The following is a 21,577-nucleotide window of genomic DNA, read 5'->3' on the forward strand; positions in this document are numbered from 1 at the left end:
TTAGTCGATAGTAATTAGTATTCGTAATTCGTAATTCTTTCATCCTAATCCCTAATTCCTGATTTCATCCATCACTTCATTCATAGCTTCAAGAATGATGCCACAACCTTCTTCGATTTCCTCCATCGAAAGGGTTAAAGGCGGTGTGATACGGATAGCACAGCCTTCAAACAGCAACCAGAATAATATAAGTCCTTTGTCCTGACATTTGAAAATGACTTTATTGGTGATTTCAGGACTTTCTGTCATAGCTGCCAGCATCAATCCTTCACCGCGAATTTCCGTGATTAAAGGATGCACCAATAAGTTACGGATTAATTGCTCCTTTTCCAAGGTTTTTGGCATTAAATCGGTCTCCAGCAGTTCTTTCAGGGTGGCTAAACAAGCGGCTGCGATTACCGGATGCCCTCCGAAAGTAGTGATATGTCCTAATTTTGGATCGTGGCTCAGTAAATCCATGTATTCCGATTTGGCCATAAACGCACCAACCGGCATTCCTCCGCCCATGCCTTTTCCCATTACGACCACATCCGGAACGATATCGTAGTTTTCAAAACCAAAAAGTTTTCCGGTACGGCCAAAACCGGGTTGGATTTCGTCCAATATCAGTAAAGCGCCCACTTCATCACAGCGCTGGCGGACTTTCTTAAGAAAATCGTTTTGCGGTTGAATGAATCCGGCACCGCCCTGAATGGTTTCAAGGATTATTCCGGCTGTTTTTTCGGTGATTTTAAGTAAATCTTCCTCGTTATTAAAAGTGATGAAATCCACATCGGGAATTAATGGGCGAAAAACCTGTTTGCGTTCTTCAAACCCCATCACGCTCATGGAACCCATAGTATTGCCGTGATAAGCGTTATAACACGAAATCAGTTGGCTTCTTCCGGTCACGCGTCGGGCTAGTTTTAAAGCGCCTTCCGTGGCTTCCGTTCCTGAATTTACCAGATAGACTTTGTCTAAAGGTGCAGGTGTGTTTTCGGCTAAAAGTTTACACAATTCCACAGACGGATCTTGGGCATATTCTCCATATACCATTACATGGGTATATTTATCCAATTGATTTACAATAGCTTCACGTACTCTTGGGTGTTGATGTCCAAGTGTACACGCAGAAACACCGGCAACAAAATCCAGATAGGCTTTTCCGTTGGTGTCGTATATATAGGATCCTTTGGCATGGGAAACTTCCATTCCGAGTGGGTGAGGGGAAGTCTGTGCCTGGTATTTGTAGAAATCTTTAAGCATTATATTCGGGGTGTGGTAATTTGTGGATATGGTTATTTGGTAGCTGAGGATTGAAAAAACTGCCTTCTGCTAACTGACCACTGTTTCCTATTTCTTCTTCTTCTTTTTAACCGGAGTTGCTTTCTTAACCGGTTTGCCGTATTCCAGGGTTTCTTTTTTGATTTCCATTGGTTTTTCAGCTTCAACAGCGTCTTTTTTGCTTTGAATCTGTGCTTTTTCATCTAAAGCTAATTCTTCGGCAGGGAAGATATCCTCCAGGCGTTTTATTTCCTCGTCGCCGCGCCACACAAAACCTCGTAGCTTTCTGGCGTTTTCAGGAAAATCTTTTTCTGGGTAAATCTGTCCTTCCGGGTTTGTTATTTTGGTAACGGTTTGAATCTGATTGTCTTCAAGTTCCAGATGAATAGAACTGCAAACGCCTTTGTCAATGCCTACCAATTCGTTTTTGTTGTCGTACATGTAATAAATCATCTCGGTATTTTTGACCATGTCAACTTGGTAAAGTTTATTGTCGCGGAATTTTCCGTAAAGGTTCATGCCTTTTACCTGATTGTACCCGTTTCCGATGGTGTCTTTCTGGATAATAAACGCGTTATTCATAACCTTTAACGAATCGAGTTTTTCGGTTTGGTTGTTGCCGATCAGGTGCATAATATCACCGGTGAGCTGACTTTTCTGACTCCATAAAATCGGTCTTCCGATTAATTGTGTCAATCCTTTGGTTTGATCAGAATGGATGGAATCACACTTGCCGCTCATATCGGATTTGAAGATTCTCGCATTTCTGAACCCGCGTACTATGCGTTCGCCCTGTTTTCCGGTTACCAATAATTTTTCCGCATGAATGTAAACCGAATCATTTTCCACGAAACTGGCGATTAACGCTTTTTTGGTGATAAACATCGAGTCTTTCGCACGGTGCATTTCAGCATAATGCCCGGTTACGACCATTCGGTTAATGGAATCCGTAATCCGTACATTATTGGTGGCTGATGAAAAATTCCGTTTACCGTCGTAATATATTTTCTCCCCCTTGATTTTCCTGTTCTGATAGGTAATGGTGGAATTTTTGGACAAATTTGATGTTTGGTTTTTGGTGTCGTAAAAGCCATTTTCGGTATAAATTATGTTGCCTTTGTTGTTGATGGTTGATGGCCCAAAAACATACGCATGACCCGATTCCTCATAATAATCCAGGTGATTGGTCTTAATGGTGGATTCCGGACTAGTAACGGTTACCGCGGTTTTGAACTGGTATTTCTTTTCGTTTACAAAATAACGGCCTGATTTGCTTCGTAAGGTGTTTTCCTTGTTGATGATCGTTCCGTAGCTGTTGTAATACGCCTGTTGAATGCTTCGGTCGAAATTAATGGTATCGGTGGTTAAAGTCGATTCCGGTGAACGCAAAACCACATCTCCGGTAGCAAAGGCAAATTGCTGGTTTCCGTTGTATTCGGCATATTTGCTGGTAAGTGAAATGGTGTCTCCTTGCGTTATGCGGACGTTTCCGAAAGCTTTTACATAATTCTCATCTTTAAAATGATAGGCTTTGTTGCAATGGATCAAAACGCCGTCGTGCTCCACCTGAACATTTCCGGTGAACAGGGTCGCACCCGGAATTTCGGTCTGGTTCATGTCGATGAAATCCGAATTTAGAATTTTAATCACTTTTTTTTCCTGTGCCGATAAGGACAAACAGATGAAAAGCGTGCAGAATATGAATAGAAAACGATTCTTCAATGTGTGAAATTTTGCCCAAATTTAAGTAAAATACGCGAATGATTTTTTCTGTTAAGAATTATTTATGTTAGTGAGAGACAAGAGACAAGAGACAAGAGACAAGAGACAAGAGTAAAGTAATTGAAGTTTAAAAAAAAATCTTTAAATAAAAAGGCTTCCCGTGTCGAGAAGCCTTTAATTGGTTTTTGTTTGTGAATTATTTCAAGATAGTCTGTGTTCTGTCCGGTCCTACAGAGATTACTCTGATCGGTACACCAACTTCAGCTTCAATGAATTCGACGTATTCTTTTAATTCAGCCGGTAATTCATCGTATTTGGTCATTCCTGTCAAATCCGCTTTCCAGCCTTTTTTCTCCACATATACCGGTGTTACGTTTTCTTCTTCAATATTGTAGGGTAAGTGGTTGATTATCTCACCATTGTATTTGTAGCCTGTACAAACTTTCAAAGTGTCGAATCCTGAAAGTACATCACCTTTCATCATGTACAATTCCGTAACTCCGTTTACTTGCACGGCATATTTTAAAGCAACCAAATCCAACCATCCGCAACGACGGGCACGTCCGGTTACCGAACCGAATTCGTTACCAACTTTTGCAATGGTTTCACCAACTTCGTCGAATAATTCTGTTGGGAAAGGACCGCTACCTACACGAGTAGTATAAGCTTTGAAAATTCCGAATACTTCTTTTACGCGGTTCGGTGCAATTCCTAAACCGGTACAAGCTCCGGCAGCTGTTGTGTTTGAAGAAGTTACAAACGGATAAGTTCCGAAGTCGATATCTAATAATGAACCCTGAGCGCCTTCCGCTAAAATCGATTTTCCGTCTTTTAAAGCCTGGTTCAGGAATTCTTCACTGTCAATAAATTGAAGGGTTTTCAACACTTCAACAGAAGCGAAAAATTCGTCTTCCATTTCTTTTAAGTTGTACTGCATGTCTACATCGTAGAACGCAATCATGGCTTCGTGTTTGTCTGCAAGATTTCTGTATCTTTCTTTGAAATCCGCTAATTCGATATCGCCTACACGGATTCCGTTTCTTCCGGTTTTATCCATATACGTTGGTCCAATACCTTTTAAAGTGGAACCGATTTTTGCTTTTCCTTTAGAAGCTTCCGAAGCAGCGTCTAACAAACGGTGTGTTGGTAAAATTAAGTGTGCTTTTCTGGAAATCAGTAATTTGGATTTTAAATCCATGTTGAATTTCTCTAAACCTTCCAATTCTTTCTGGAAAACTACCGGGTCAATTACTACACCGTTTCCGATGATATTGATGGAATTTTTGTGAAAAATACCCGATGGGATCGTTCTTAAAACGTGTTTGATTCCGTCAAATTCAAGTGTGTGTCCGGCGTTTGGTCCGCCCTGAAAACGAGCAATGATGTCGTATTTTGAAGTTAGAACGTCTACGATTTTTCCTTTTCCTTCATCGCCCCATTGTAGGCCTAGCAGTAAATCTACCGTCATTGTGTTGTTTGTTGTTTTAGTTGTTATTGTTATGCCGGATTGCCCGACTTTAGTTTATTCCTGTTTCTTGGTAGCGTAGAAATAAAGCGAATGGTTGTGGATTTCAATGCCGAAAATTTCCTCGATGGTCTGTTTGATCGTCTGGATTCTCGGGTCACAAAATTCGATTACTTCTCCGGTGTCGCTCATGATGATGTGGTCGTGCTGTTTGTCGAAATACGATTTCTCGTAATGTGCCTGATTCTGTCCAAACTGATGACGGCGCACCAAACCGCATTCCAATAGTAATTCTATCGTATTGTAAAGCGTGGCTCGGCTAACACGATAGTTTTTATTTTTCATTTTAATGTACAACGATTCAATGTCGAAATGCTCCTGACTTTCATAAATCTCCTGAAGAATGGCGTAGCGTTCCGGTGTTTTACGGTGCCCTTTTTCTTCAAGGTATTTGGTGAATACGTTTTTTACAATTTCCTGATTCTTACTATTTTCCATTGAGGTTTGCTATGAAAGACCGGCAAAGATAAGCTTATTTTTTTTGAGGTGAAAACTTTAAAGGAGATACTTTATTAAAAGGTTTTTAACTATTGTTGACACGGATCACTTTGTCCACACCGTCAATTTTTTTGATGTTGTCCATCATTTTCTTAAGAATTACGTTGTTTGGAACAACAACAGTGACCTGACCGTTGAACAACCCGGCTTCTCCGCTAAGGGAAATACTCTGGATATTAACGTTCATCTGGTTGGAAATCACTTTTGTAAGTTCGTTGGTTAATCCTAAAGTATCCATTCCGGTGATTTTCAGTGTAGCTTTGAATTCTTCCTGAGAAGAGTCAATCCAGCGCGCCTGTATGATGCGATACGCAAAATTGGATTGCATGCTGATGGCGTTCGGACAGTCTTTTCGGTGTACCTTAATTCCTTCGTTGATGGTTACAAAACCGAATACTTCGTCGCCCGGAATCGGGTTACAGCAAGTGGAAAGTTTATAATCCAGTTTGTCCTGCTCTGCGCCAAAAACCAATAAATCGTAATTTTTGCTGATTTCTTCCCTGTGGATGTGCTCCGGTTGTGCATTCGGCGAACGTTTGATGGTTTTCTTGAAGAAATTAACCAAGGTGTTGCTCTTCTGCGCAGCAAAATCCTTTAGTTTTTGGTTGTCGATCGTGCCAAGCCCTGCTCGATAGAATAAATCCAGACTGGTCTGCAGTTTGAAATAATTCACCAATTCGTTAACGGTCTGTTCGTTAAGGGTGATTTTCAAATGACGCAGTTTTCGGGTAAGGATTTCTTTTCCGTCTTCGGCAATTTTCTTGGTACTTTCGTTCAGTACGTTTTTGATTTTATTTTTAGCACGGGATGTGGTTACATAGTCCAGCCAGTGCGCAGTCGGTTTTTGGTTTGGAGACGTGATGATTTCCACTTGATCACCACTGTTCAGTACGTGGTTTAGTGGTACCAGTTTTCCGTTAACTCTTGTTCCTCTGGTTTTTACACCGATTTCTGAGTGAATACTGAATGCAAAATCCAAAGAGGTTGCACCTTTTGGCAGCGATTTGATTTCTCCTTTTGGGGTAAAAACATAAATCTCTTTAGCATAAAGGTTCAGTTTGAAATCTTCTACAAAATCAACGGCATTGGTTTCGGCATTTTCCAGTGCTTCTTTCAACTGATTCAGCCAGACATCTAAGCTGTTTTCTTCGGTGGCACCTTGTTTGTATTTGTAGTGGGCCGCATAGCCTTTTTCGGCAATTTCATCCATACGCTCGCTTCGTACCTGAATCTCTACCCAACGGCCTTTTGGTCCCATGGCAGTAATGTGCAGGGCTTCATAACCCGTTGATTTTGGGGAAGATATCCAGTCGCGTAAACGGCTTGGACTCGGACGATAATGATCGGTAACTATGGAGTAAATTTTCCAGGCCAGGAACTTTTCCTCGTGCGGATCATCGGATTTGTAAATGATGCGCAGTGCGAATTTGTCATACACTTCATCAAAAGTAACGCCTTGTGCCAGCATCTTTCTTCGGATGGAATATACAGATTTCGGGCGGCCTTTCATCGTATACTGAATGCCTTCTTCGTCAAGCGATTTCTGAAGCACATCGGCTATAGATTTGATATACGCTTGTTGTTCCTCTTTGCTTTCCTTCATTTTGCTTACAATATCGTTGTAAACTCCCGGCTCGGTATAGCGTAAGCCTAAATCCTCCAATTGGGTTTTGATGTTGTAAAGCCCCAAACGATGGGCGAGAGGTGCATAAATATAAAGGGTTTCCGAAGCGATTTTAGCCTGTTTGTAATCGACCATGCTTTCCATGGTTTGCATGTTGTGCAGACGGTCGGCAATTTTGATAAGGATTACACGGACATCATCGTTCAGGGTCAAAAGCATTTTACGGAAGTTCTCCGCCTGCATCGAAATTTCCTGATCCGTTTTTACTTTGGCCATTTTAGTAAGACCGTCAACGATTCTGGCAATTTTCGGATTGAACATCTTTTCGATGTCTTCCACGGTAATGTCGGTGTCTTCCACCACATCATGCATTAAAGCTGCGGCAATGGAAGTAGCACCCAAACCAATCTCGGAAGCCACGATTTTGGCCACGGCAATAGGGTGGAAAATATAAGCTTCTCCCGATTTGCGACGTTGGTCTTTATGGGCATCAACAGCTACATCAAACGCTTTTCGGATGAGTTTTTTGTCGTCTTCGGAAAGGGTTTGATAACTGATGCGGAGCAGTTCTTTGTATTCTTTGGCAATAGCTTTGTTTTCAGCTTCTAGGTCGATTTCTGTCATTGTAATTCATTCAGTACCTAAAAATAAGGGAAATTGAGTGAATCTCCAAATAGTTAGTTATGAAATTAGGATTTAAAGACAGTGATTGTTGTTTATTTAAGAAACCATATACGTCATAGAAGTTCATGTCAGTATAAATCTAATATCTTCAGCTTTCAAATAACCAAATAACCGAATCAACTATCTTATTCTGTTGAAATCCAAATCCTGAAAATCAAAACTGAAATCCGTTTGCGGCGAAATCGGTTTCATTTTGATGTTGGTCGCGTTTCCAAGGTTGTCATACGTGATAAACAGGAACGCATCGGCATCAAAATTACGGTTGAACCATTTCACGGCAAACGTATTGTCTTTGTAGTAATAGATTTCTCCGCTTAATTTAGGGGAACGTTTTGAGTTGAACAACAATTTACCTTTTTTTTCAGTGATGGTGATTTCGCCCAGCCAGTTGTCTTTGTAGGTACCGATTAGCTTTTTAGTATCGATTTTTAAATTCTTGTCAAGTTTGTTTTTGGCAGTTGTGGCCCACACTTCACCGGTAATCTTATCGGCTTCGGAAGAGTTTGCCTGCATTTGTTTCGAAAATTTCGCCACCCAATCTTCGCTTTTACCGCCTAAATAGCTGTCCTTGATCGTGTTGGAAATAGCATAGAAAGCACCTCCAGCTTGTTGATTAGTGAGGACAATGATCCCTAATTGTAATTCAGGAATCATAAGAGTTTGTGTTACGATACCTTCCAGTCCGCCGGTGTGTGAAACCTGTAATTTTCCTTTAACGTCCTGTAATTGCCATCCTAGTCCGTAAGCTCTGAATAAAGTATTGTAGGGTGGTGCTGCCCGGTTGGGTAAAATGGTTTGCGGTGTCCACATTTCTGTATGTTGTGCAGTACTGAAAAGCTGTTGGTTGTTACCGTATTTTCCTTTGTTCATCTGAAGGATCAACCATTTGCTCAAATCGTTCACGTTGGTGTAAATTCCGCCGGCTGCATCCATGATGCGGCTTTTGTAACGGGTGGTTACTTTCAGTTTTCCGTCAATGGGTACGTGAGGGACAATGCTGTTGGTAGTGTCTTTCAAACGCGACCAGTTGCCGACACTGTTGTTCATTTCCAGCGGTTTCATGATTCGGTTTTCCACGAATTCTGCCCAGGATTGTTTGCTTACACGTTCGATTACTTCCCCGGCAATTACGTACAGCAAATTGTCATAATCGTATTTGGTTCTAAATGCGGAAACCGGTTTAAGATATTGAATGTTGTTGATAATATCTTTTGATGTGAAGTCATGACCGTCCGGCCAGATCATTAAATCCCCGGCGCCCAATCCCAAACCGCTGCGGTGCGTCAGTAAATCGCGAATGGTGAATTCGTTGGTTACATACTCGTTGTACATTTTGAATTCGGGGATGTATTTTTTTACTTTGTCGTCCCAATTCAGTTTGCCTTCATCAACTAAAATAGCTAAAGCCGCCGCTGTAAAAGCCTTACTGTTGGAAGCAATTCCGAATAACGTATTTTCATCAACTTTTTGTTTGGTGATAATCGATTTTACCCCATAACCTTTTGAATGAATTACTTTTCCGTCCTTAACAATAGCCACAGCAATACCGGGAACGTCGAAGGATTTCATGGTTTTTTCCACTAACGCATCAACTTCCGGAGCTGTTATTTGTGCATACAAACTAGAAGTGGTTAAAAATGCCAGGATGAACAATTTAAAATTCATAATTCAAAATTTATAATGATTAAAACCCGCGTTGTCTTTTTGCTTCAAAAATCAATATAGCCGCCGCAACCGATACATTCATGGAGTCGATTTCACCCTGCATCGGGATGATGATGTTTTTGGTACTGGCCGTTCTCCAGGAGTCGGTTAAACCGGTAGCTTCTGTTCCCACGACTAAAGCTGAAGGTGTTGTGTAATTTTGGGTATGATAATAGGTAGAATCCTGTAACGTGGCGCAGTAGATCGAAATGTTCTTTTCTTTCAGATAAGCAATCACTTCATCGGTTGAACCTACGGCGATTTGTCTGGTAAACAAACAGCCAACGCTGGAACGCACGATGTTAGGATTGTAGAGGTCGCTTTTTGGATTGGCTATGATGACAGCATCTAAATTCGCAGCATCCGCAGTTCGTAAAATAGCACCTATGTTTCCGGGTTTTTCAGTGGCTTCCGCTACTAAAATCAAAGGATTATCGGATAATTGTAAATCGGATAACTGTAAGGATTTGGTTTTGGCTATAGCCAGTAGGCCTTCTGTAGTATCGCGATAGGCTAATTTCTGATAAACTTCTTTTGAAATTTCGATCAGTTCTGCTTTTTGTTGTGTCAGCTGACGAATTTCGTTTTCGGAAATCAAATCCGGCAGAAACAAAATGGTTTCCAGTTCATAACCGCCTTTTTGGGCCAGCATGATTTCCCGTTGCCCTTCGATAAGAAAAGTTCCGGTCTGTTTGCGGGCTTTGGCTTTCTCCTGAAGCTGAACCAAAGATTTTATGAAAGGGTTTTGTATGCTGGTGATCTGTTTCATATGTATAATTTATTCTTAAGCGGTAACATATGGTATGCTTCGCCAGTTCGCTACCGCTCGGGTCGCTTTTTAATTAAGGTATTTGCTTGCGCAAAATTTTTGCTAATGGCGATTTTATTCCGCAAAAGTAGGAGTTAATTTAAAAATGACTACAAAATGCCTCTTGCTTTAATTTCCAGATATTTGTTGATAGTGTCCAGCGTTAGGTTTTCCGGCTGTGTTAACACGGAATAGATACCATATTTTCGCAATTCGTTTACGATTAAGCGTTTTTCGAAAGCAAATTTTTCTGCAATCGTCTGGTCGTAAATGTCCTGTACGGTAGTTGCTTTTTTGTGGATCAGGTCGTTAAGTTCCGTATTGTTGAAAAATACGACAACCAATAAATGGTTTTTGGCGATACCTTTCAGATAAGGAAGCTGTCGGTGTAAACCATCGACTGTTTCGAAGTTGGTGTACAGTATGATAAGGCTTCTGTGGTTGATGTTTTTCTTGACATCTACATACAATCGGCTGTAATCGCTTTCGAAGAAATCGGTTTTGATGTTGTACAGGTTTTCCAGAATCAGGTTCATCTGGGACTGACGGCGTTCGGCCAAAACCCTGTTTTCAACTTTTTTGGAGAACGAAAATAAACCGGCTTTATCACCTTTTTTAAGGATCACATTCGACAAAACCAAACTCGCATTGATTGCATAATCCAGTAAACTCAAGCCATTGAACGGCATTTTCATGACGCGGCCTTTGTCGATGATCATGTAAACCGTCTGTGATTTTTCATCCTGAAACTGGTTTACCATCAACTGATTGCGTTTGGCTGTGGCTTTCCAGTTCAGGGTTCGGATGTCGTCACCTTGTACGTATTCCTTAATCTGCTCAAATTCCATCGTATGGCCGATACGTCTTATTTTCTTTAAACCGTACTGAAACAAATGGTTGGAAAAAGCCATCAGATCGTATTTTCGCAACTGAATATACGAAGGGTAGGTGGGAACCATCTGATTGTTGGCAAACGTAAAGCGTCTGGCCACTAATCGCAAGGGAGAAGAAACATAAACATTAAGATTGCCGAAGAAATATTCGCCACGTTCTGTAGGTCTTAATCGGTATTCGAATTTGTCCTTAGAATTGGCGGTCAGTGTTCGTTTGATCTCAAAATTCCTCATTTGGAACTGGAACGGAATCTCATCAATCACCTTAGTGAAAATCTTAAACGAATACTGATTGCTGATTTTGACAAGAATAGTGTTCTCATCACCGTTGGAGAGTTTTTCAGGAGTAGTGCGCGAGGCTTTTATCTCTTGTTTTGTGGCAAATAAAAGTAAAATGTCGATAGCAGTAGCTGCTAAAAACATATATAAAATAAGCCAAATGACTTTGTAAAGGCTCGGGAAAAAATAAGCAAAAACAAATCCTGCCATGATGCCCATCAGCACATAGAAAAAGAAATTGTTTAAGTATAAGCGTTTAAAAAACTGCATTAGCGCGGAATTTCTACGGTATCGATAATCTGACGGATAATTTCTGTGGAGGTAATGCCTTCCATCTCTCTTTCCGGGGTTACTACAACACGGTGTTGTAAAACAGGAACTGCAGCGTCTTTAATGTCTTCCGGTGTTACAAAATCTCTTCCTCGTAAAGCGGCAAAACCTTTCGCAGCATTTAAAATGGCAATGGAGGCACGCGGTGAAGCTCCTAAATACAAGAAGGCATTTTCACGTGTATTCATTACAATTTTCGCGATATATTCCACCAAATGGCTTTCAATCATGATCTGTTTTACCAATTTCTGATAACTGCTGATTTCGGTTCTTGATAATATCTTACGGATGTTTTCCAGTTTGTTTTTGTCCTGAAGTGCATTTTCTTTCTGAAGGATGTTAATTTCTTCTTCAAGATTCGGATAACCGATACTGATTTTGAAAAGGAAACGATCCAACTGGGCTTCCGGTAAACGGTACGTTCCTTCCTGCTCAATAGGGTTTTGGGTTGCGATTACCAGGTATGGGGTTTCCATAGGATAAGCGTGACCGTCAACGGTAATCTGGCGTTCTTCCATTACTTCGAAAAGCGCAGCCTGTGTTTTGGCAGGAGCACGGTTGATTTCATCGATCAGGACGAAATTGGAAAAAACAGGACCTTTTTTGAATTCGAATTTCGATTTCGATAAATCAAAAACCGAGGTTCCGATAATGTCGGACGGCATCAGATCCGGTGTAAATTGAATTCTACTGAAATTCAGATCCAAAGTTTTAGACAATAATTTAGCGGTTATGGTTTTGGCCACACCGGGAACACCTTCCAAAAGTACGTGCCCGTTGGAAAGAACGGCCACCAAAAGCTGGTCGATCATTTTATGCTGTCCCACGATTACCGTGCTTAATTCGGCTTTGATTTCGTTCACGCTCTGTAAAAGCGGGCCAAGGTTGATTCTGGTTTCGAAGTTTACACTTTCGGTTTGTGGCTGATGGTTATTTTCAAAAGTATCCATATTACTTTAATTTTATTTCTGAACTAGTTTTTCAATTGCTTTACTGATCTCGATTACATCATTTTCTGAGCTTTGCAGGTTGTTCCTGTGTTTTTTGATCAGACGTACTGCGTTTTCAATATCGGTTTTGTCTTTTCCGGTTTTCTGATGTAAACGATTGACAAAGGTTTCATCAAGGTCAAATGTATCGATTAAATAATCGGTACGTATTTTTTCAAGGAAATAGATGATTTTTTTACCGATGATGTTATGATGGTCACCCTCCTGAAGGTATAAATTCCCAATGGTTTTGGTGAAATCTACCGTTGTGTTGGTGAGCGGTATTTTTATAGGGATGATGCGTTGGCGGCGTTTCGCATTAAAAATCATAAAGGTCAGCATGCCCAGCAGGAAAAGGTACCAGGCCCATTTTAAAGCCGGCTGGCTCAAAATGTAGCGCATCGGTGAGCTGGACACGGTTTCGTTATTGAAATTCTTTGCCTGCCAAAACAGTTTTCCTTTCGGCAGATGGGATAAAATGTTGGCGCAGTATTCCGGATTTTCTTTCTTAAGTAAATAGTAATTTGAAAACGCTGCCGGTTGGGTGTGAAGGTAAAAGTTACCGATACCCCGTGGGATTTTTATAAAATTGGCATGCTTGACCGTATCCATTTCCTGATGTCCTAAAACAGTAGTGGTCAAGGTGTCGATCTTATTAAAATAGGAAAGGCTGTATCCTTTTTCGAATATATATTTTTGGCCTTTAAATACGTTATCGGTTAAGGTGAAATGCACGCTGTCGCCCATATAATACTGGTTCGTGAAATCGAAACCGAGTGAGTCTCTTAAAGCTTCCGGGAAATCTTTCATGCTTAGGAAAACCGAATTTCCGTGTTCGGCAAACCAAATAAGTTCGTCGATGGAACTTTTGTCGAGTTCACTGTTTTCGGAAACCATCAGAATATTTCCTTTTACGGTATAAACCGAATCTTCATAATTGTATTTGTCCAGGAAGTATTCATAAGGCGTCTTTCCGAAACGAACAATGGAATCTTTCGGGAAAAGATGTTTAACCTCTTTATCAAAAACATAAAGCCCAAATGGGATTTTGTCTTTGGTGGCATAAGTTGGTGTCCAGTCAATCGGTTTGGGACGGTTGGCATCCACGACAATAATCCCGATAATGATCAGCACCAGAAAAGCGATATATATTTTCAGTGTTCTGTTCATTTATAGGGAATTAATGGTTTTAACAAAGGCAGTTTCGGCTTTTTCAAACAAAGCATCATCGATGGTAAATTCACCATACCAGCTGTAATCGTAGATATAGGACAGGTATTGGAATTCTTCTTTCAAAGAAAGCTTTTGTATTTCGTATAAATAATCGCTGTTGGTTTTTTCAATGTCCCATTCGATTACACCGTTATCTGACATTTTTTTCAACAACCATAAATAATAGTAGCGGATGGAAAGGCGGTAATTGTTAGCTTGTTTGCTTTTTTCGATAAAGGTTTTGAAATCGATATTGTGGATGTCTTCCTCGTGAACATCCGAACTGTGGATTTTCTTTTTGGACGATTTGCCGAAAATCCAACCTCCTTCTTTGTTGATGATCGCCTTTACGATGAGATAGACCACAAAACCTACCACCAAAAACGCAAGTATCCGTATAAAAATATTCAAAGCAGATCCAGTTCCATCGCCACCAAAAGAAAAAATACGGTCCAGCCAATGTGCGAGCCAAGCTTTAAAACGATCCCATTGCGTAGGATCTTTAACAACGGTTTCGTAAATAAATTCGTTGGAACGGTAATCGTTCTGGAAGTTTTCACGGAACTTTTTGGGCTGAATCGGTTCTTCCGAAGAAATATAGATTTCCTCGGTTTCAACCATATCCAATGAATCCTTTTCCGTTTGCGCGAAAACAGTTAAGGAAAAGAAAACCAGTATGTAAATTATAAACTTATTCACTTGGGGTACCTATCAAATCCATTTCGTTTCTATACGAGTTGTTTTCATTTTCTTCACGGATGCTGTAATAAATAATACCCTGGTTGACCAAAATGAAATTCTGAAAAATAAAATTCATCAGAAAAGATAAAACCATGGTAATGCTGAACATGATCATTAAAAATGAAATTTGTTCACTTCCGGGGCCAACACCATTCTGCGGATCCAAAGAGGTAAACATCGAAAAAATCCCAATCAGGTAAGGAATCATCGAAACAAACCCGACTACAATCTGAACGATCATATACATCACGGCAGTTGAGCCTACACTGGGCCAGAATTTCTGTTTAAGAAGCCTGAAACCGTTGCCTAAAGCATCAAAATAACCGTTATCTGTAGAAATATAATCGTAAAAACTCAATGAAAACCAACACATAAAGGCCGGAATTACGATCATCAGTAACGGAATACCAATGATAATAAAAACAAGGGCAACACTTAACATCATCACCAGAAACATCACAGGTAGCATCACAAAAAACGAAGCAATAAAGAAGATAATGATTTTACCGATTTTGCTTTTCATCACTTTGATGATGTCTGCGGTCTCAAAACTTGCGCTTTTTTCCAAAAGTTTTAGATAAGCCACCGGAAAGGTGAAACTTAAAAGACTTAGAAAAACCGCAACAATACCTGCTAAAATACATAATCCTATCAATACTGTAAGATTGTTGTTGATGTACTGATCTATATTTCCGGGATCGCCAACTCCACCATTGATATTAGAAAGCAAACCGTCGAAGATAATCTTCATCAGGAAGTAAACCAATACCAGTAATACCAGTAAAATGCCTCCGTTGATAATCAGGTAATTGCGAAAATAATGTTTACCATGCATCTTAAAAAATGCAAAGGTATCACCGACCAATTCACTGAAATTCCTTTTCTTAAAGAGTTGAAACATGGTTTTTACGGTATTTTCGGTTAACAATAAATGGATAAATCAAAAAATAATAGGAAATAAAAGCCAGAGTTCCCAAAATTATCGCAACGTTCAGTACACGCGGCATATCGATGGAATAGCGGGTGATAAACCCTTCCAGAAAACCCGCCGCTACCGTGAAAGGCATAGTGCTTAAAAATATTTTCATGCTGTTTTTAAAACCTATTTTAAAAGAATGCATGCGGGAAAAAGTTTTCGGGAACAGGATGCTGGCACCCAACATGAATCCGCAGCCTGCTTCGATTACCATACCGAATATTTCCATGGCTCCGTGAATCCAGATCCCGCGAACGCTTTCCCAAAATACGTTTTCTTTGTAGAAAAAGTATTGGAACGAGCCCAGCATGATGGAGTTTTGGATAAGGACGAAAAAAGTACCGATACCGGCGAAGATGCCATAAATGTAACATTTGGCGCCGACAATAAGGTTATTTAACGTAATACCGATAAAACTTCCCCAGTTGCTCCCGCTCTTGTAAACGGCCACCGGATTTCCTTTTTCGATGTTTTCCAAGGTCATGTTTACATAGGCATCGCCCATAATCAAACGTACGAAGGTAGCATCATTGTGTGCGGAAATCACTCCGATTCCCACGCACAGAAAAAACAACAAAAAGGCATAAAGTACATATCTTCGGTATTCATAAACCAAAAGCGGTACTTCGGTTTTAAAGAAATGAACCAATCGGTTGGTTTCCTCTCTTTTGGTTTTGTAAATTTTCTGGTAAATCTGAGAAGCCAGATAGTTCAGGTAGACAACTGTTTTGCTTTTCGGGTAGTACGTTTGTGCGTACGACAAATCATTCACCAAATGAATATACAAACTCGCTAATTCATCGGGATTTTTTTTAGCTTTGCCAAAAATAGCCTGTTCGAATTCAAGCCATTTTTCCTTATTTTGTTTTATAAACGCAACTTCTCTCATAAAGAGGCTAAAATATAAAATATGTCAGAATTATCGATAACCACAACCCAAAATGTGAATATAAATTTCACGGCAGCTTCCGTAGGCGACAGACTGGTGGCACAATTGCTTGATATAGTGATTAAAGCTGCGTATGTGATTGTGGTGTATTTTTTGTTTTTTTATCTGATGGGGTTGAATGAATTTATGGATAAAGCCGATGATTGGTCGGTGTTTGCTATCCTGATGCTTTTCGGATTGCCGTTGATTTTCTATTCATTAGTGCAGGAAAGCTTAATGGAAGGCCAGACATTCGGAAAAAAAATAATAAAAATCAAAGTGATCAAGCTGGACGGCTATCAGGCCGGTTTTGGTGATTATCTGATCCGTTGGTTGTTTAGGCTTATAGAAATCAGCATCGGTAGTGGGATTATCGGATTGATTGTCATGGCCGTAAGTAGTAAAAATCAGCGTTTAGGAGACATGGCTGCCGGTACTGCGGTTATTTCCCTGAAAAACAATATCAACATCAATCATACGATTCTTCAGGAAATACAAGACGATTATGTTCCGACTTATCCGTTGGTGATCCGTCTTTCCGATAACGATGCCAGAATCATTAAGGAAACCTTTGAATCGGCTTTGAAAAACAAAGATTTCAAACTTATCTATAAACTCGCGGAAAAAATCGAAGCGGTAACTGGAATAAAGCCCCGGCAATCCTATGATTCCGAGTTTATCAGAGTGGTTTTAAAAGATTACAACTACTACACCCGCAACATGTAATATGTTTGAACTGCTTGACATATTAGGTACTATGGCTTTTGCGGTTTCCGGAGCGCTTACGGCCATGAATAAAAAGCTCGATCCGTTTGGGGTTTTTATCATTGCCTTTGTAACTTCGGTAGGAGGCGGTACGCTTCGGGATACGCTCATCGGAAGGACTCCGGTAGGCTGGATGACCGATTTAAACTATGTTTACGTAATCATATTGGGCTATTTTCTTGCCGTTATTTTCAGAAAAAAGTTAGACCGCTTCCGAACGTCTATGTTTTTGTTTGACACTATTGGTTTGGGGGTTTTTACCCTTATCGGTTTGGAGAAGGGCCTGGCTATTAACCTGCATCCGGTTATCTGTATAGCTTTAGGTACCATGACGGCCTGTTTTGGAGGCGTTATACGGGATATATTGTGCAATGAAATTCCGGTGATCTTCCGTAAAGAGATTTATGCCACGATTTGTATAGTAGGCGGAGGGTTTTTCTTTTTGATGAAAGCGCTTAATCTGCCTCAGGATTTACTCTATCTGTTAACCTCGATTTTGATTATTGCCATCCGCTTAATGGCTGTGATTTTTCAGTGGTCACTCCCGACTCTCGATCGTAAATAAGATGTTGATTTGGTTATTGAGATTCAGCCTTTAGCTTGTGATTTTCGTAATTGAACTAGAAAAACCTTGATGCCGAAATTTTACGGTTTTATTATTTCGGTTAAACCGTTTTAATGGTTGAGGTACAAATACCCTGTCATGGCATCCGGATAATTCGGGTCGTTCAGTTTTAAAACATAGAAATAGGTCCCGTCCGGAGCCTGGTTATCCCCAACACCGTTTTTAACATAGCCGTCCCAGTCAGGGATGTTGTTGTTGCCTGTCCAGATATGTCTTCCCCAGCGGTTGTAAATCAATAATTCAAAATTAACGAATATGTCCCGTAAACCGGCAATAAAGAAGGTGTCGTTAAGGCCGTCACCATTAACGGATACGGCGTTGTAAACCGTTGGTGGGCAATTTTCGGTCAGCAATAAGAATGAAGTTGTAGCATAACAAAATTCGTTTTCAATGCGGACAAATATTTCATGAGGCGTAGTTGTTGCATAGTAATTGAAAATCGAAATAATGGCATTTTGATCCAGTTGAGCATCCTCAAGGCTTTCGTGGAAGGTTACCACATCTGCAGGATTTACTTTAATACTCTGTTCGTAAGCAGAAAAATCAAAATAAGCTGCTGTCAGACCCAGGTTACACATGGTAAGGTTTGCCGGCTGATTGAAAGCGGGGGATATATGAAGGCTTATGTTTTCAGTATCACGGTTATTGGTTTCGACAAGTTCTGTAATTAATCCGTTTGGATCGACAACAATAGTCAGGGTGAAATCAATCGGGATATGGCTTGGAATCGTGATGATTTGTGAAAGTGCCACACTTTCTCCGATCTGTAAAATAGCCGGAGTTAGGTTTTCGGCAATCAGCTCGCCGTCTGCATATATGGCAATTTGGGTTCCGGCAGGAAGCGGATCGGTACTGTTTACATTATAAACCGTATAGTTAAGCGGAATTTGCCGGCTATTGCATTCCAACTGATAATTGTCTATTGAAACCGTTGCATCCGGAAGCTGGCTGTTAAGTTTTGTCACTACAGTGTTGATCATGATGAAATCCTGCCAGGACGAAAGCGTTATGGTGGCGTTCGTATTCCCGACATCAATATAATCGTCTATGGCATAAATGTCCAGATCCATGTTGTACAATGTGGAAGAATTGGTAACGGAATTGGTTCCGTTGAACACATTGTCGGCAGGGTTTAAGGCATTACTCAGAATCTGACCGTTAACGGAAAATGTTTCGGTAGGTAAGCCAACGTCGCCTTCCCAGGCAATGAATCCGGCTCTGGCATCCTGGTTGTCCAATACGTACAAATTGGTCAAGTTGATTTCCAGTTCTTCCGGAACCCCCTGTAACCCGTCATATACATTAATTTGGTTTAAAGGCAGGCTGCTGTTTTCATAAATGATCAGTATCGCCCATCCAGCAAAATTGGTCTTTCTGGAAAAATGCAAGGCCTCAAACGCGGAAATATCTAAATTGGAAAGGGTGTAATCGCCGTTCCCGGTAGTCTGTACATAAGTTGTAATATCCTTAAAAGCACTGAAATACGTAAAAGTATTTGGCGGAAATTCTCTTGAATAGGAAAAAGTCCGGTCCGGTGTTGTGGGAATACCGTTAAGATCAACTTCAAAATCTCCGTCACCGCTACCGGCCCAATACAGATACGCTTTTAAAACGGTATTGCCCGGAGCCAGATTAAGGTTTGCCGTCGAAGAGGTATTGGTTACATAAGTCGGTGACGGATTGTTTTCACCGGTATTCATGGTGTTTCCCACGAAAGTGAAATCATAACGTCCTCCAAATTGACTGTATAGGGTTACATTCTGAGCGGATAAAGATTCAGAAACAAGGAGTAAAAGCAAGCTAAAAAAACAAAGTAATTTTGTCTTCACTTATAAAATAGTTTTTTTAAAAGTAACAAATTGTTTGATTATAAACATAATAAAACCAATTAAAAATCGATTTATTTTTGTGAAAATTGTGTCAAAATTAGTACTTTTCCAAAGTTTATAAGTGCCTGTGAAAAATTACACTGTCCGAAAATATCAAAAATCCGATTACGCGCTCTGGAACGATTTTATCAATCAGGCCAGAAATGCCACTTTCCTATTTCACCGTGATTTTATGGACTATCATGCTGACAGATTTGAGGATTTTTCCCTGCTGGTTTTTGAAGAGGATTCGTTACTGGCGGTTTTGCCGGCCAATAGTGCTGATGGCGCCGTTTTTTCTCATCAGGGCCTAACATATGGAGGTTTGGTGACTTCCGGAAAAACAAAGCTGAAAACCACACTTTCCCTTTTTAAAAAGATATTGGAATATCTGGAAGCGGCTCAGGTACAAAAACTGTACATGAAGGAATTTCCTTTTTTCTATACTGATAAACCGTCGGATGATTTGAAGTACCTGCTTTTCATAACCGAGGCAAAATTGTATCGGAGAGATCTGTTGACTGTTCTGGATTTGTCTCAGGAACTTAAATTATCGAAAGACCGAAAAGAAGGAGTGAAACGCGGGCAGAAAAACAATCTTGAAGTCAGGGAAACAAATGATTTTACAGAATTCTGGACTAAAATCCTTATTCCTAATCTTGCGCAGAAACACAACGTGTCACCGGTGCATTCCCTTGAAGAAATAACGCTTCTGAAAGAAAGGTTTCCTGAAAATATACATCAGTTTAATGTTTATCACGAAGGAAGTATTGTAGCCGGAACCACTATTTTTGAAACGAAAAGCACGGCACATTCACAATACATTTCTGCCGTTACCAATAAAAATGAATTGGGGAGCCTTGATTTTCTTCATCACAAGCTGCTTTCGGAGGTTTTTGCCGCTAAAAAGTATTTTGATTTCGGGATATCGAACGAAAATCAGGGAAGAAATATTAACGAAGGACTGCTGTACTGGAAGGAAACTTTCGGCAGCGGTTGGGTTAGTCAGGATTTTTACGAAGTGGAAACTGCTAATCATAAACTATTGGAAACCGTATTACTATGATTCCATTTTTGGACATAAAAGCAATAAATAAGCCTTATGAGAAAGCCTTTCATGAAAAAATGAACAGTTTTCTTGAAAAAGGTTGGTACATTTTAGGAGACGAAGTGACGGATTTCGAAAAGGAATTTGCAGCTTATTGCGGTTCAAATTTCTGTGTAGGGGTTGGAAATGGGCTGGATGCGATTACTCTGACCTTCAAGGCTTACATCGAAATGGGCAATCTTAGTGAAGGTGATGAAATTATCGTACCGGCCAATACCTACATCGCATCAATTTTGGGGATTCTTCATGCAGGTTTGGTGCCGGTTTTGGTTGAACCGGATACTACTACCTACAACATTGATCCTAAACGGATTGAAGAAAAGATTACTTCTAAGACCAAAGGGATGCTGATTGTTCATTTATATGGGCAACTTGCAGCTATGGAGGTAATTATGAAAATCGGCTACAAGCATGATTTATTGATTGTAGAAGATGCAGCGCAGGCACACGGACTTGTTTTTAAAGGCAGCCATACCCGAACGTTCAGTTTTTATCCGGGTAAAAATCTTGGTGCTTTAGGTGATGCTGGTGCTGTGATAACCAACGACGAAAAACTTGCCAAAACCATCAAATCGCTTTCGAATTACGGCTCCCAAAGAAAATACTATAATGACTATTTAGGATTTAATTCCCGTTTAGACGAACTTCAGGCCGCTTTTTTACGTGTGAAATTATCCGGTCTCGCAGATGAAAATGATAAACGAAGAGCTGTGGCAAAACGCTATCTGCTTGAAATCAAAAATGATAAGATTACGCTTCCCTATTGGGATGGAACGGATAATCATGTTTTTCACCTTTTTGTAATTCGAACCGAAAACCGTGAAGCCTTGCAAAACTATCTTTCCGAAAATGGTATACAAACCTTGATTCATTATCCGGTGGCGCCCCATAAACAGGTTGGAATGAAAGCCTTTCATCATTTGTCATTGCCGATAACGGAGAAAATACACAATGAGGTTTTAAGTATACCGATGAGCCCTGTTTTGACTGAGCCCGAAGTGAGTGCTGTAATTCAAGCTTTAAATGCATATTAAT

The 21,577-nt window shown here is 40.3% G+C and carries 18 protein-coding genes; 4 read left to right on the forward strand and 14 right to left on the reverse strand.

Going from position 1 to position 21,577, the window contains the following annotated elements; translation table 11 throughout:
- Window positions 1-51: 51 nt before the first annotated feature.
- The 13 genes from ACWPKD_RS12025 to ACWPKD_RS12085 form a co-directional block, all read right to left on the reverse strand.
- Window positions 52-1,245, reverse strand: coding sequence for an aspartate aminotransferase family protein (locus ACWPKD_RS12025; protein WP_455412920.1), 1,194 nt, complete (start codon window positions 1,243-1,245; stop codon window positions 52-54).
- Between the two features lie 87 nt (window positions 1,246-1,332).
- A complete protein-coding gene (locus ACWPKD_RS12030) occupies window positions 1,333-2,913 on the reverse strand; it encodes an OstA-like protein (RefSeq protein WP_455412921.1) in 1,581 nt (526 codons plus the stop codon).
- Window positions 2,914-3,181: 268 nt separating this feature from the next.
- Window positions 3,182-4,453 (reverse strand): adenylosuccinate synthase, encoded by a 1,272-nt coding sequence (locus tag ACWPKD_RS12035; RefSeq protein ID WP_455412922.1) that lies wholly within the window; start codon window positions 4,451-4,453, stop codon window positions 3,182-3,184.
- Between the two features lie 54 nt (window positions 4,454-4,507).
- Window positions 4,508-4,948, reverse strand: a complete 441-nt coding sequence (locus tag ACWPKD_RS12040; RefSeq protein ID WP_026981084.1) for a Fur family transcriptional regulator — start codon at window positions 4,946-4,948, stop codon at window positions 4,508-4,510.
- A gap of 85 nt (window positions 4,949-5,033) precedes the next feature.
- Window positions 5,034-7,256 carry a RelA/SpoT family protein gene (locus ACWPKD_RS12045; RefSeq protein ID WP_455412923.1) on the reverse strand — a complete coding sequence of 741 codons (2,223 nt, stop codon included), beginning with the start codon at window positions 7,254-7,256 and terminating at the stop codon, window positions 5,034-5,036.
- Window positions 7,257-7,436: 180 nt separating this feature from the next.
- Entirely contained in the window at window positions 7,437-8,981 is a 1,545-nt protein-coding gene (locus ACWPKD_RS12050) for a serine hydrolase (RefSeq protein WP_455412924.1), read from the reverse strand.
- Between the two features lie 19 nt (window positions 8,982-9,000).
- Window positions 9,001-9,789 (reverse strand): TrmH family RNA methyltransferase, encoded by a 789-nt coding sequence (locus tag ACWPKD_RS12055; protein WP_455412925.1) that lies wholly within the window; start codon window positions 9,787-9,789, stop codon window positions 9,001-9,003.
- Between the two features lie 149 nt (window positions 9,790-9,938).
- Window positions 9,939-11,270, reverse strand: coding sequence for a DUF58 domain-containing protein (locus tag ACWPKD_RS12060; RefSeq protein WP_455412926.1), 1,332 nt, complete (start codon window positions 11,268-11,270; stop codon window positions 9,939-9,941).
- The gene (locus ACWPKD_RS12065) at window positions 11,270-12,280 is read right to left on the reverse strand and encodes an AAA family ATPase (protein ID WP_455412927.1); all 1,011 of its coding nucleotides are present in this window, start codon (window positions 12,278-12,280) and stop codon (window positions 11,270-11,272) included. The genes ACWPKD_RS12060 and ACWPKD_RS12065 overlap by 1 nt, the downstream gene beginning before the upstream one ends.
- A gap of 12 nt (window positions 12,281-12,292) precedes the next feature.
- Window positions 12,293-13,489 (reverse strand): DUF4350 domain-containing protein, encoded by a 1,197-nt coding sequence (locus ACWPKD_RS12070; RefSeq protein WP_455412928.1) that lies wholly within the window; start codon window positions 13,487-13,489, stop codon window positions 12,293-12,295.
- Complete coding sequence (locus ACWPKD_RS12075; RefSeq protein WP_455412929.1) at window positions 13,490-14,230, reverse strand: DUF4129 domain-containing protein; 741 nt, start codon at window positions 14,228-14,230, stop codon at window positions 13,490-13,492.
- Window positions 14,223-15,173, reverse strand: a complete 951-nt coding sequence (locus ACWPKD_RS12080; protein WP_455412930.1) for a hypothetical protein — start codon at window positions 15,171-15,173, stop codon at window positions 14,223-14,225. Before ACWPKD_RS12080 ends, ACWPKD_RS12075 begins: the two co-directional genes overlap by 8 nt.
- Complete coding sequence (locus ACWPKD_RS12085) at window positions 15,157-16,137, reverse strand: stage II sporulation protein M (protein WP_455412931.1); 981 nt, start codon at window positions 16,135-16,137, stop codon at window positions 15,157-15,159. The genes ACWPKD_RS12080 and ACWPKD_RS12085 overlap by 17 nt, the downstream gene beginning before the upstream one ends.
- Window positions 16,138-16,158: 21 nt before the next feature.
- On the opposite strand from ACWPKD_RS12085, the gene ACWPKD_RS12090 reads away from it, so the two are divergent.
- Together ACWPKD_RS12090 and ACWPKD_RS12095 are read left to right on the forward strand one after the other, a co-directional pair.
- A complete protein-coding gene (locus ACWPKD_RS12090) occupies window positions 16,159-16,902 on the forward strand; it encodes an RDD family protein (protein ID WP_455412932.1) in 744 nt (247 codons plus the stop codon).
- Window position 16,903: 1 nt separating this feature from the next.
- Window positions 16,904-17,506, forward strand: a complete 603-nt coding sequence (locus tag ACWPKD_RS12095; protein WP_455412933.1) for a trimeric intracellular cation channel family protein — start codon at window positions 16,904-16,906, stop codon at window positions 17,504-17,506.
- A gap of 110 nt (window positions 17,507-17,616) precedes the next feature.
- On the opposite strand, the gene ACWPKD_RS12100 is transcribed toward ACWPKD_RS12095, so the two are convergent.
- Window positions 17,617-19,395: a T9SS type B sorting domain-containing protein gene (locus ACWPKD_RS12100; RefSeq protein WP_455412934.1), complete on the reverse strand. Its 1,779-nt coding sequence runs from the start codon at window positions 19,393-19,395 to the stop codon at window positions 17,617-17,619.
- A gap of 127 nt (window positions 19,396-19,522) precedes the next feature.
- On the opposite strand from ACWPKD_RS12100, the gene ACWPKD_RS12105 reads away from it, so the two are divergent.
- Both ACWPKD_RS12105 and ACWPKD_RS12110 read left to right on the forward strand, forming a co-directional pair.
- Entirely contained in the window at window positions 19,523-20,500 is a 978-nt protein-coding gene (locus tag ACWPKD_RS12105; protein ID WP_455412935.1) for a GNAT family N-acetyltransferase, read from the forward strand.
- Window positions 20,497-21,576, forward strand: a complete 1,080-nt coding sequence (locus ACWPKD_RS12110) for a DegT/DnrJ/EryC1/StrS family aminotransferase (protein WP_455412936.1) — start codon at window positions 20,497-20,499, stop codon at window positions 21,574-21,576. Before ACWPKD_RS12105 ends, ACWPKD_RS12110 begins: the two co-directional genes overlap by 4 nt.
- Window position 21,577 lies beyond the last annotated feature (1 nt).

It is taken from the genome of Flavobacterium pedocola (assembly GCF_053764385.1).